Below are 12888 nucleotides of genomic sequence, written 5' to 3'. Positions count from 1 at the left end.
GATCCTATTCTATATTAGTATAAACTGCTTGTACATCATCATCATCTTCTAATTTATCAAGCAATTTTTCAATATCAAGAAGTTGTTCTTCGCTAAAATTTACAGGATTGTTAGCAAGATATTCAAGTCCTGCTTTTTTAAGCACTAAACCTTTTTTTTCTATGGCATTGCTAAGCTCGCCAAAAGCAGTGTAATCACCTATAATTAGTAATTCCTCTTCATTTTGCTCAAGCTCTTCAAGTCCTGCATCAATGAGTTCAAGCTCAAGTTCTTCTAAATCTCCATCATATTTTTCAAGATGAAAAACAGCTTTATGTGAAAACATAAAAGTTAAAGAGCCATTTTGTAAAATTTCTCCACCATTTTTGCTAAAAATCGCTTTTACATTGGCCACTGTGCGTGTAGGATTATCACTCATACACTCAACAATGATTAAAGCTCCATGTGCTGCTTTTCCTTCATAGTGGATATTTTTAATATCAGCACTATCTTTTCCACTTGCTCTTTTAATAGCTGCATCGATATTGTCTTTTGGCATATTATTAGCTTTTGCAGTAGCTATGGCACTACGAAGCTTTGGATTCATATCAGGATCAGCTCCGCCTTCTTTTGCTGCTACTTGTATAGCCTTTGCAAGTTTTGGAAAAAGTTTGCTCATTTTATCCCATCTTGCTTCTTTAGAGGCTCTGCGATATTCAAACGCTCTTCCCATAAATTCTCTCTTTCTTATATTGTTTTAAAGTTAAAAGTATAAACTAAGAAGTCTAAATTTGATTTTAAAGGAGTAAAAGAGTGATCAGAAAAGCTAGAAAAGATGATGTTAAAAAATGCATACAATTGCTTGCTTTAGCAATGGATCATTTTATATACAAACTTAGTGGTTATAATGATCATCAAAAAGCCATAGAGGTTTTAGAAAATTTCTTCACTCAAGAAAATAATCGTTTAAGCTATGAAAATATATATGTTTATGAAGAAGATAGGGAAATTTTAGGTGCGATTTGTTGTTATGATGGGGCTTTGGCCGATGAACTAGATAAGCCTTTAAATGAGCATTTAGAATTTTTAGGAATTAATGAAAAAGTTTTAAAAGAATGTGAAAATGAGTTTTATTTAGATAGTATTTGTGTGGATGAAAAAGCAAGAGGAAAAGGCATTGCTAAGAAATTGATTGAATGTGCTTTCAATGAAGCTTTAAAAAATGGTAAAAAGCTTTCATTAATCGTAGAAGATGAAAATATAAATGCAAAAATGCTTTATGAAAAAATGGGCTTTAAATTGATAAAAAATAAAATTTTTCACTCTCATAAATATGAATACAGAGAAAAAGGAGAATAAATGATTATAAAAACTAAAAATATTAATTGTCAAAGTTGTGTAAATTTAATCAAGGCTTCATTGGAAGATAAATTTGGTACTATGCAAATAAATGTTGAAACAAAAAGCATTGAGATTGATTTAAAAGCAGAACAAGTTGAAGAGTTCAAAAAACAATTGCAAGATTTAGGTTTTGAGATAGATGAAGCATGAGTTAAAATTAAAAATAGGCAATATGACTTGTGTTAATTGCTCTAATGCTATAGAAAAAGTTTGTGCAAAAATTGATGGAGTCGAAGATGTAAGTGTTTCTTATGTCAACTCTAGTGGAGTGTTTTTGCTTAAAGATTTATCTTTGGAAGTAAAAATCAAAGAAAAAATCAAAGCTTTGGGTTTTGAGATATTACAAGAAGAGCAAAATTTATACGAGTTTAAACTCAAAGAGCTTAAAAATATGAAAACAAAGCTTATCATGAGTATAATTTTAAGCTCTATTGTGATGTATTTTGAAATGTTTGTTCAAGGAAATATTTCTGCTTTAATTCAAATGTTTTTATCTATGGTAGCGATTTTTTATTGTGGAAAAGGTTTTTTTATCCACGCTCTTAAAGGATTAAGACATAAAAATTTAGATATGAACACTTTGATATCCTTAGGTTCCTTTACTTCTTTTGTATATTCTTTTTTTGTATATTTTGAGGTATTTAGCAAAGATGGTTATTTATATTTTAGTGGCGGAGCGATGATTATAAGCTTTGTTTTATTGGGTAAATACTTAGAAGAAAAGGCTAAATTTAAATCCTTAGAATATCAAAACAAATTAAAAAACATAGATATTAAAAAAGCTAATATAATCTTAGAAGATGGAAGTATAAAAAGCATACCCAGTGCTTTTGTAAAAGAAAATGATGTGATTTTAGTAAAAGAGGGCGAAAGCGTTGTTGCTGATGGGATGATTATAGCAGGTGAAGCTGAGGTTGATGTGAGTTTTTTAACAGGAGAGTTTTTACCACTTTTAAAAAAGCAAGATGATGAGATTTTAGCAGGAACTGTGTTGATTAATGGAAGCTTAAAGATTAAGGCTAATAAAAAGGCGATTGAAAGTTCATTAGAACAAATCAAAGATCTTGTTTTTAAAGCAGGTAGTGTCAAAACACCTTTAGCAAATTTAGCTAATAAGATTTCAGCTTATTTTGTAGCTTGTATTATTGTTTTATCGCTTTTTGTGTTTGCTTTTTGGTATTTTAAAGAAGGAATTAATGCAGCATTTTTACATGCTTGTGCTACGCTTTTAATCTCTTGTCCTTGCGCTTTGGGCTTAGCAACCCCTATAGCCATAGTTGGTGCTTTAGCAAATGGAGCAAGAAATTTTATCTTAGTGAAAAATCCAGCAGTGCTAGAGAATTTAGCTAGTATAAAACTTGCTATTTTTGATAAAACAGGTACTTTAAGTCAAGATGACTTAAGTGTTTATAAGTATAATCTAACTCAAGAAGATTTTCAAAAACTCACCCAAATTGAAAATTTAAGCTCACACCCAATCGCAAAGGCTTTTACTAAAGAATTGAATGTAAATTTAAATTTGCAAGGAAAATTAAGTGTTTTAGTGGGTAGTGGTTTGCTTTATGAGGAAAATGATGATAAATATTTAATAGGCAATGAAAAATTAATGCTTGAAAATGGTGTTGATATACAAAAAAGCAAGCAATTTTTGCAAGAATTTGAAGATCAAGCACCTATATGTTTGTATTTTGCAAAAAATAATATTTGTCTTGGTGGGGTTTGCCTGAAAAATGAACTTAAAAACGAAGCTAAAGACTTGATAGCAAATTTAAAACAAAAAAGTGTAAAAAGTATTATTTTAAGTGGTGATAATAAAAAAAGTGTTACTAAAATAGCAAATGAGCTTAATATAGATGAATATTATTCTGACTTAAAACCCGAGCAAAAGCTTGATTTTATAAAAGAAAAAATTAAAAAAGAAAAAGTGCTTTTTATAGGAGATGGTATCAATGATGCCCCTGCTTTAAATTTAGCTAGTGCAAGCATAAGTTTTTCCAAAGCAAGTGAGCTTGCTAAAAAAAGTGGAGATTTGATTTTGATAAAAGATGATTTATCTTTAATAGCTTATTGTTTTGAGCTTTCTCAAAAAACTAAAAATATCATCAAACTTAATCTTTTTTGGGCTTTTATTTATAATGCTTTGTGTATTCCTATTGCAGCAGGTTTTGTGCCATTTATAAGTCTTAGTCCGCATTTGGCAGCTTTGGCAATGTGTTTTAGTTCGGTAGCAGTTGTGCTAAATTCTTTAAGATTACGTTAGGTATTTAAGTTTATTTAATATTTTCTATAATATATTAATATAAATTTAACAAAAAGGAGTACTAGAATGAATTGCAATTGCGGTTTTTCTATGATGAATATAGTAAGATATTCTAAAATGATTATTTTGCTTACAGTTGCCTCTTTAGCGGCTATTGTTGTTTTTGGTAATGTAACTGATTACAATTCAAATTTTCAATTTGTAAAACATGTTATGAGCATGGATACCAAACCTGATTATTTAGGTAATGCTATTGTTTATAGAGCTATTACAAATTCTACTATTCATCATATTGCCTATATTTTTATTATTTGTTTTGAAGCTTTTATTATGTTAACTGCTTTAAAAGGCGCTTTGGATATGTTTAACGCAAGAAATTCAGATGCAAAAACTTTCCATGAAGCTAAAAAATTTGGAATCATTGCTTTAACTTGTTGTTGTTTACTTTGGTTTTTTGGCTTTCAAGTAGTGGCTGCAGAATGGTTTGGTATGTGGATGAGTAAAACTTGGAATGGCTTACCTGATGCTACCAGATTAGTAACTTATATGCTTTTAACTTTAATTTATATTAGCATCAAAAACGATGATTGATTCATCAAACTCCTAAAAAGGAGTTTGATTTTATAGTTCATTAATAGCACGATATGCTTGATCGATTGCTGCGTGCATATAAGCATCCCAATCAGCATCTGAATTTGCTATAACGATATTACCAAAAGGTTTTCTTGCAAGTTCTATAGTTTTTTGCGCTTCTTCACTATCATCAAAAAGACTGTTTTCTGTATATGAATAACAATGCCCCCAACGATTTACAACTATAGCCTTAATGTCTCTTTCATGGTCAAATCCAGCCGAGCCTAACATGCCTTGAAGTTGATCGCGAACGATTTTTTCATGTTCTTCAAAACTCATAGTGAATAATAAATTTCTACCCACTCTAGCTCTATCTCTTGCATCCATTCCTTCAAGGTCGATTCCTTGCATAGAAGCAAATACTAAAGGCGAGCATACCATATGAACACAAATAGGCTTTTTAGGATCTCTTGGGTGATGGTATCCTCCCATATCCACAGGATAATCAAGCTTGGTTCTAGCATAAGGCATTTTTGGTGAATAAATTTCATGTACTCCAAGTTTTATAAATGGTTCCCAGTTACTTATAATAACATTTGTGTGTAAAAGTGATGTTTTTACGTTTTTACTCAAAGCATCTTTTTGATCTTGTGGCATGCTTGGTACTATGTATGGAATCATACTATTATAATTTGCCATTACAACTTTTTTAGCTTTTACTCTGTAATTTTTGCCTTTATTAACGTAAGTTACTAAAGCTCCATCTTTTGTATTTTCTACATTTATAACAGTGCTGTTTAATCTTAAACGCACTTTGTTTTTAGCAAGATCAAGTTTAGAATAATCAAAATGAGCTAGAGTAACTTCATCCATATCTTTGCCTTTTTTAGACACATCAGGAATTAATCTTCTAACCATTAATCTAGCAACAGTAGCATTACCATCAGCACAGTGGTGGATATATGGTTCTTCCATTTCAGCTAATGCTTCTCCCTCGATTGGATCAAGTCCAAGTTTATCAAAACCAGGTAAAAATGAAGCTCTAGCATCTTCACAAGAAACAGCATCAATACCTAAAGCCAAAAAGTCATCTGTCATACCTTCAAAGAATTTTACAGCTTGTGGTGAAAGCTTAACTTTTTCTTCTAAGAATTTTTTATAGCTTGTTTTAGCCACATACTCATCTCTTTGCTCTTTTGTCAAGCCTTTTAAATAGTCTTTTTCGCTTTTAAATAAAGCAATTAAATCTTTTTTATCTTTTTCATTAAGAGGAAAATCACCTATAAAAGCTTCAACGCTTCTACCATTATGTCTTCCCTCAGGAATATCATCACAAATTACTTTTCTAGGGTTGCCACTTACGACCTTATCTACTCCAAATTCAGCCTTAGAAAAATACACACCCCTGCTAAGATTTAAATCAGGATAAAAATTTACATCAAAACGTTTAGCAAGCTCATCAATATCCACACCCAAAGATGATAATAAATCTACTACTTCTTTAGAATATAACGCCTTTGGTGATTGAAATGTTTCACTACCACCATAACTTAAAATAGTACCATCTTCTAAATCTATTTCATTTCTTCTAGCGTGTCCACCAAAATCATCATGATTATCAAGGATAAGAATTTTTTTATCTTTTCCAAATTTGTTTTGATAAAAACAGGCAGCTGCTAAACCACTAATTCCAGCTCCAACTACAACCAAATCATATTCTTGTTTAGGTTTGATAGCGCTAAAGTCAAATTTTTCACCATCTCTTAGCATATGTGCAAATTCATAACTTGCATTATTGCTACCCCTTAGTCCAAGCCATTTTGGAGGATAGTATTCTTTGGTAAAATCTTCGATTTTGGCTTCTTTACCATATAATACTTGCAAAGGAGTCATTCCTGCAAGTATAGTTAAAGCCATTCCATTTAAAAAATCTCTTCTTTGCATGATTGTCCTTAAAATAAGATATATCAAGTCTTATTTTAAGAATATATTTATATATTTACTCTTAAAAGTGTTTCATTTGAATACAAATTTTTATAAAAAAGTTACTTTTTTTCTCTTTTTATAATTTTTATATAGTTTAATAAGTAGAAAAATCAAGGCTAGACTTAAAGCTAAAAAATGTGGAATTTGTGGTATTTTTGCAGATAAAAAATAATGCCAAGCTACTAGCAAAAAGCAAAAATATCCAAGTTTTCTTATTTTACTCATTTTTTTAAAAAGCTTAAATGAGCTTATAAACATAAATGTGAGTATAAAAAAGCTTACAAAACCACTAAATTCTAAATTTTTACTAAAAGTATCTTTGAAAAAAAGTATTAAATCTAAATTTTTTCCAAAAGCAAAATAATTAAAAAAGTGAATCAAAGCCCAAAAAAATGCATAAAAACCTAAAAATTTAGGGTAATCTTTTGTGTGTTTATACTTTAAAAGTGAAAAAAACAGGCTCAATCCAAAAAAGATTAAGCCAAATATACCACTATAAAAATATACAGATTTTACAATATCAAATTCTTGCATGATTTGATAAATACTAAAAATAATACTTAAAGCAAAGGCTAAAAATCCACCGATATTATAAACTTTTTTGCTCATTAAAAATTAACCTTTAAATCCATATCTTTATACAAATGTGCTACTTCTTTTTCATAGCCATTAAACATTTGTGTAGGCTTGGTGAAAAAATCTCCCAAAGGACGCTCATTTGCTTGAGACCATCTTGGATGAGAAACATTTGGATTAACATTGGCATAAAATCCATATTCTCTAGGGTTTGCTAGCTCCCATGTAGTTTTAGGTTGTTCTTTGGTAAATTCTATTTTTACAATAGATTTTATACTTTTAAAGCCATACTTCCATGGAACTACAAGACGAATCGGTGCTCCGTTTTGTCCTAATAAAGGCTTTTTGTACATACCCACAGCCATAAGCGTTAGTGGATGCATAGCCTCATCTAATCTTAAGCCCTCTACATAAGGATAATCAAGAGTTGGGAAAAATGAAGCTTGATCAGCAAATTGATTTTTATCAAAAAGAGTGGTAAATTTTATAAATTTAGCCTCACTTTTGACTTTGCATTTTTCTATTAAAGCACGCAATTCAAAACCAACCCAAGGCACTACCATAGACCAAGTTTCAACACAACGAAATCTATAAATTCTCTCTTCTAAAGGAAAGGCTAATAAATCTTGCATGGTTAAAGTCAAAGGCTCTTCAACTTCCCCGCTAACTTCTATTTTCCAGCCGTTTGTATTAAAATTTTTCGCAAGCTCAACAGCTCTTTTTTTATCAGTAGAAAATTCATAAAAATTTACATAATTAGTCGCAATTTTTTCATCGCTAAGTTTTAATTTTTCATTATTAGGATCAGGAAAGAAATTTAATGCCATCAATTCAGATTGAACTAAGGCTGAACTAACTAAAGCTCCAGCACCTAGTTTTAAAAAATGGCGTCTTTTTTTATATAATTGTTCGTTTGTGATATTCATAATTTTCCTTTATAAGTTTTGTGATATTAAAACATATAAAGGAAAATAAAAGGATAATTTTTATTATATAAAAAAATATTTTTAAAAAATTATCTCACTGTTTTCAGATAGAGCAGGGTTATTTTTTGGAAATGGAGAAGTATTGGTATAATATTCTCTTTGCTTTTCATAAATTCCTTGATAAACTCCTTTTGGAATGATAAATTTTCTGGCACTATCAGGATAAAGTTCTAAGTATTTTGTTAAAAATTCTTTAAAAACCGGAGCAGCAGTCCTTGCACCACCTTCGATTTGTTTCATAGGTTTATTATCATCATTACCATACCAAATGATAGCTTCTATTTCAGGAGTCAAGCCACAAAACCACGCATCTATGCTTTTATTTGAAGTACCAGTTTTTCCAGCTATTTCAATCCCTTCTACCCTAGCATTGCGTCCAGTACCTTTTTTAACAACATTTTGCATCATATCATTAACTAAAAAGGCTTGTTCAGGTTCACTGATTTTTCTTTCTCCAGAGTTAAACTCTACTACTATTTTGCCATTTTTATCAATTACTCTTTTAATGAGTATCAAATCTTTTTGCACGCCATAATTTCCAAATACTGTATAAAGTTTAGCATAGTCATAAATAGAAATTCCAAAGCTACCCAAAACTATAGATAAATCAACTGGTATATTCTCAAAGCCCATAAATTGAAGTTTATCATGGATCACATCAAGTCCTAGGGCAAGAGCTAAATTTATGGTAGCTAGGTTTCTTGAACCAGTTAGCGCTTCTTTTAAGCTTATAAGCCCTAGAAATTTTCCACCGTAATTTTTAGGTTTCCAGTCTTTCTCATCTTCTTTGGTACTTTCAAAAATTCTTGAAATATCAGCAACCTTGCTCATAGGAGAATAACCCATGTCAATAGCAATTTGGTATAAAAAAGGTTTAAAAGAACTTCCAGGCTGTCTTAAACTTTGAGTAGCGCGGTTGAAATTACTTTTTGTATAATTTACTCCACCTACTAAGGCTAATATATCTCCATTTTGGTGATTTGCTACTATCATAGCTCCATTAAGTGTGCTTAAATTTGCATCTTTGTCTCTTTTAACTATTTCATCATAGCCAAATTTTAAAGCTTCTCTTGCAATATTTTGCACATCAAGATCTATAGCAAGCTCTATTTTATAACCGCCACTTTTTAAGTCTTTAATTCCGCTTAGTTGTTTTAAAACTTCTTGAGTAACATAAGGAGCTGCATTTTGTGTTAAAGTATCATCATATACTTTTGGAATTTCTTTTAAGGCATTTTCATACTCTTCTTTAGAAATCCAACCAAGATTATACATTCTTTGTACTACGCTATTTGCTCTAGCTAAAGAAAGATCTAAATGTCTAGTAGGATCATAAGTACTTGGAGCCTTTGGCATACCTACTAAAATGGCAATTTCTTTCAAACTAAGCTCATCTAAATTTTTTCTAAAATACCCAAGCGCAGCAGTTTTTACTCCATAATATCCATGTCCAAAGAATATGAAATTTAAATATCTTTCTAAAATTTGCTCTTTAGTTAAAGTACTTTCTATTTTGTATGCAAGTAAAGCTTCTTTTAGTTTTCTACTTAAAGTACGCTCTGGGGTTAATTCTGTGTTTTTTATGAATTGTTGCGTAAGAGTGGAAGCTCCTTCCATGGTTTTTCCACCACTTCTTATGATTTTAATAGCTGCTCTAAAAATCGCATCTATATTAACCCCACCATGTTCAAAAAAGCTAGTATCTTCAATGGCTACCAAAGCTTCTATAAGTCTTGGAGGAAGTTCTTCATAAGGGGCATAAAAGCGGTGTTGCTCGAAAACATTTGCAACTAATTTTCCATTTTTATCAAAAATTTGTGTTGTAAGAGGTGGTTTGTAATCTTTAAAGGTGTATTGATTTAAATCAGAATCAGAAAACAAATACGCAATAAATATAAAAACTCCAACTGCACACACTACACAAAAAGAAAGAAATATTTTTAAAATTTTTATCATAAAAATGCTTTCAAAAGTTCTATATTAAGCCCTAGTGCTGTACTTTGATGGCCTATGATTTTTTTAATGTATTTTTTATGAAATCCCTCGCACATCACAGCTCCGGCTTTGCCTTGATAAAGTTTTGACTCAACGTATTCTTGCATATCTTTTAAATCAAATTTATCTAAAATCAAATCACACTTGCTAAGATTAAAAATCTTTTTATCTTCTAAAACTAAAATCATCGCGCTTAAAACGCTAATGCTTTTGCCACTTTGCAAATTGAGCATATTAAAAGCCTCATTATCGCTTTTAGCTTTAGTTAGAATGATATTTTGAGCACAAACTATACTATCAGCAAATAAAACATTTTTTAAATCAGGATATTTTGCAAAAAATTGCCTTTCTTTTTCTAAAACAATTTTTTGCACATAAGAGCTTGGATTATCTTTTTTTACCAAGCTCTCATCATAATCGATAATAATTTGTTCAAAAGCGATATTTGCTTCTTTTAATAAAGCAACGCGTGAAGGCGAACTTGAAGCTAGATAAAGCATTAAATAAGACTTTCTTCTATGATTTTTCTAGCATGATCAAGCGCTTGTTTTATTTTGCTTGTATCTTTGCCACCCGCTGTTGCAAAATCATCCCTACCGCCACCGTTTCCACCAAGTATTTGTGCAATTTCTTTTACCAAAACACCAGCTTTTAATGAAGAGTCTTTAACACCTGCAGCTATGATGATTTTGCCTTCCTTTTCTTGTAAAAGTAAAATTACAGCTTTGTTAAATTTGTTTTTAAACTCATCTATCATGGTTTTTATATCGCCACTATCTATTTTTTGCACGCAATATTGAATGCCATTTAGTTCTTTAGAGTTTAATTCTGCTTTGTTTGAATTTTTTAATTCATTTTTTAAACTAGCTATTTCATTTTTTAATTTTGCTACATAGCTTAAAATATCATGAGTTTTTAACTCTTCTTTAGCTTGGTTTAGCTCTTTTAAATTTTCATTAACATAATCAAGTGCAGCTTTGCTTACCACTGCTTCTATCCTTCTAACTCCAGCGCTAACTCCGCTTTCTTTGATGATATAAAAACTTCCTATTTCAGAGCTATTTTTCACATGAGTACCACCGCAAAGTTCTTTACTAGCTCCTAGGGTTAAAACTCTTACTTTTTCTTGATATTTTTCACTAAATAAAGCTATTGCACCACTTTTTTTAGCTTCACCTAAAGCTAAAATTTCAATTTTAGCTTCATTTGCTTGCATGATGTAAGTATTTACTAAAGCTTCTATTTGCTTTAATTTTTCTTTGTTTAGGGCTTTTGGATGAGTAAAATCAAATCTTAATTTATTATGCTCTACCAAAGAGCCTGCTTGGCTAATGTGTGAGCCAAGAATTTCTCTTAAAGCATGGTGTAATAAATGTGTCGCACTATGATGTCTTGCGATTTGTTCTCTTTTTTTAGTATCTATGCAAGCTAACACTTCATCGTTTGTTTTAAGATCTTGTTTTAATTTCACTTGACTAAGATTAATATCAAAGAATTTTTGTGTATCTAAAACCTCATTTTCATTGATAAAACCTATATCAGCACTTTGTCCTCCACTTGTTGCGTAAAATGGAGTTTTTTCAAGCATTAACCATGCTATATCTCCTACCTTAGCTTCGGCTATGATTTTAAAATTTTCATCTAAAATGGCCATGATTTTAGTTTTTTCTTCATAATTTTCATAACCACTAAAAGTATTTGTACCAAATTTTTCTAATAAAACTTTAAAGTCTCCGCTAACTGCTTTATCTCCACTTCCTTTCCAAGAAGCTTTGGCTCTATCTTTTTGTTCTTGCATAAGCTCATTAAATTTAGCCTCATCTACACTAAGATTTTTTTCTCTTAGCATATCTTGGGTTAAATCAAGCGGAAAACCATAAGTATCATAAAGTTTAAAAGCTACTTCACCACTAAAAATATCTTTAGTTTTTTTAAGTTCTTCGTTAAAAATTTCTATACCATTTTCAATGGTGCTTAAAAATCTTTCTTCTTCTAGTTTAATCTGCTCTTTGATAAATTCTTTTTTTTCATTTAAGTAAGTATAATGCTCACCCATTAACTCACATACTACATCTACAAGCTCATACATAAAAGCTCTTTTAAGACCTAGTAAATATCCATGTCTTAAGGCACGGCGCATAATTCTTCTTAAAACATAGCCCCTGCCTTCTTTATCAAAACCAACTCCTTGAGCAAGTAAAAATACACTTGATCTAATATGATCAGCGATTACTCTATAGCTAGCTCCATTTTCGTAGGTATAAGTTTTGCCACAAAGTTTTGCAATACTCTCAATAATAGGCATAAACAAAGAACTATCAAAATTGCTAAATTTTCCTTCTTTTATAGCACTAACTCTTTCAAGTCCCATGCCTGTATCAATACTAGGTTTTGGCAATGGAGTAAGTGTGCCATCAGTACTTCTTTCATACTGCATGAAAACTAGGTTCCAAATTTCTAAGAACCTATCTCCATCACCACCCATATAATCTTCACTAGAATTAAAATGCTCAGCACCTTGATCATAAAAAATTTCACTACAAGGTCCGCATGGTCCAGTATCGCCCATTTGCCAGAAATTATCTTTATCGCCAAATTTATAAATTCTTTCTTTTTCTATATGTTTTTGCCAGAGTTCATATGCTTCATCATCGCTTTCATGTACAGTTACATATAGTCTTTCTTTAGGTAGTTTTAAAACTTCAGTTACAAACTCCCAAGCATAAGCAATGGCTTGTTCTTTAAAATAATCTCCAAAACTAAAATTTCCAAGCATTTCAAAGAAAGTATGATGTCTTGCTGTGTAGCCTACATTGTCTAAGTCATTATGTTTTCCACCAGCTCTTATACAAGTTTGACAACTTGTTTTACGCGGAGGATTAGGACGTGGTACTTCTCCGGTAAATATACTTTTAAAAGGCACCATACCTGCATTAGTAAAAAGTAAAGTTGCATCATCAGGCACTAAAGGGCTTGAAGGAGTGATTTCGTGTCCTTTTGACTTAAAAAATTCTAAATATTCTTTTCTTATATCCATAGATTTTCCTAGCTAGTTTTTTGCTTAAAATAATACCAAAAATACTTTAAATTAAGTAAAACTATCTTATAATCATGATTTTAAATTTACTAAGG

The 12888-nt window shown here is 30.7% G+C and carries 11 protein-coding genes; 4 read left to right on the top strand and 7 right to left on the bottom strand.

Annotated features, from left to right (window positions below; translation table 11 throughout):
* Positions 1–4 precede the first annotated feature (4 nt).
* Positions 5–712 (bottom strand): YebC/PmpR family DNA-binding transcriptional regulator, encoded by a 708-nt coding sequence (locus tag CAMP5118_RS06350; RefSeq protein ID WP_214098152.1) that lies wholly within the window; start codon positions 710–712, stop codon positions 5–7.
* Between the two features lie 80 nt (positions 713–792).
* Between CAMP5118_RS06350 and CAMP5118_RS06345 the strand changes: the two genes are divergently transcribed.
* The 4 genes from CAMP5118_RS06345 to CAMP5118_RS06330 all read left to right on the top strand — a co-directional run bounded on the left by CAMP5118_RS06345 (position 793) and on the right by CAMP5118_RS06330 (position 4231).
* A complete protein-coding gene (locus CAMP5118_RS06345) occupies positions 793–1338 on the top strand; it encodes a GNAT family N-acetyltransferase (protein WP_337216888.1) in 546 nt (181 codons plus the stop codon).
* On the top strand, positions 1339–1530 hold the full coding sequence (locus CAMP5118_RS06340; RefSeq protein WP_263677771.1) for a heavy-metal-associated domain-containing protein: 192 nt from the start codon (positions 1339–1341) through the stop codon (positions 1528–1530). It begins immediately after the preceding gene.
* Positions 1520–3640 (top strand): heavy metal translocating P-type ATPase, encoded by a 2121-nt coding sequence (locus CAMP5118_RS06335; RefSeq protein ID WP_337216887.1) that lies wholly within the window; start codon positions 1520–1522, stop codon positions 3638–3640. The genes CAMP5118_RS06340 and CAMP5118_RS06335 overlap by 11 nt, the downstream gene beginning before the upstream one ends.
* A 66-nt stretch (positions 3641–3706) precedes the next feature.
* Positions 3707–4231 (top strand): DUF2165 family protein, encoded by a 525-nt coding sequence (locus CAMP5118_RS06330; protein ID WP_337216886.1) that lies wholly within the window; start codon positions 3707–3709, stop codon positions 4229–4231.
* Positions 4232–4261: 30 nt separating this feature from the next.
* Here CAMP5118_RS06330 and CAMP5118_RS06325 read toward each other — a convergent pair whose 3' ends face one another.
* From CAMP5118_RS06325 to alaS, 6 genes are all read right to left on the bottom strand, one after another.
* On the bottom strand, positions 4262–6157 hold the full coding sequence (locus CAMP5118_RS06325) for an NAD(P)/FAD-dependent oxidoreductase (protein WP_337216885.1): 1896 nt from the start codon (positions 6155–6157) through the stop codon (positions 4262–4264).
* A 90-nt stretch (positions 6158–6247) separates the two neighbouring features.
* Positions 6248–6808, bottom strand: a complete 561-nt coding sequence (locus tag CAMP5118_RS06320) for a sulfite oxidase heme-binding subunit YedZ (RefSeq protein ID WP_263723584.1) — start codon at positions 6806–6808, stop codon at positions 6248–6250.
* A complete protein-coding gene (msrP, locus tag CAMP5118_RS06315; protein WP_257396805.1) occupies positions 6808–7701 on the bottom strand; it encodes a protein-methionine-sulfoxide reductase catalytic subunit MsrP in 894 nt (297 codons plus the stop codon). The genes CAMP5118_RS06320 and msrP overlap by 1 nt, the downstream gene beginning before the upstream one ends.
* Before the next feature lie 81 nt (positions 7702–7782).
* The gene (locus CAMP5118_RS06310; RefSeq protein ID WP_337216898.1) at positions 7783–9714 is read right to left on the bottom strand and encodes a penicillin-binding protein 1A; all 1932 of its coding nucleotides are present in this window, start codon (positions 9712–9714) and stop codon (positions 7783–7785) included.
* Complete coding sequence (maf, locus tag CAMP5118_RS06305; RefSeq protein WP_263663083.1) at positions 9714–10256, bottom strand: septum formation inhibitor Maf; 543 nt, start codon at positions 10254–10256, stop codon at positions 9714–9716. The genes CAMP5118_RS06310 and maf overlap by 1 nt, the downstream gene beginning before the upstream one ends.
* The gene (alaS, locus tag CAMP5118_RS06300; RefSeq protein WP_337216884.1) at positions 10256–12793 is read right to left on the bottom strand and encodes an alanine--tRNA ligase; all 2538 of its coding nucleotides are present in this window, start codon (positions 12791–12793) and stop codon (positions 10256–10258) included. The genes maf and alaS overlap by 1 nt, the downstream gene beginning before the upstream one ends.
* Positions 12794–12888: the final 95 nt, after the last annotated feature.

The organism is Campylobacter sp. LMG 7929 (genome assembly GCF_024723595.1).
Classification (GTDB): domain Bacteria; phylum Campylobacterota; class Campylobacteria; order Campylobacterales; family Campylobacteraceae; genus Campylobacter_D.
The sequence above is the reverse complement of the archived record's forward strand: the minus strand, read 5'-3'. Positions and strand labels throughout refer to the sequence as shown.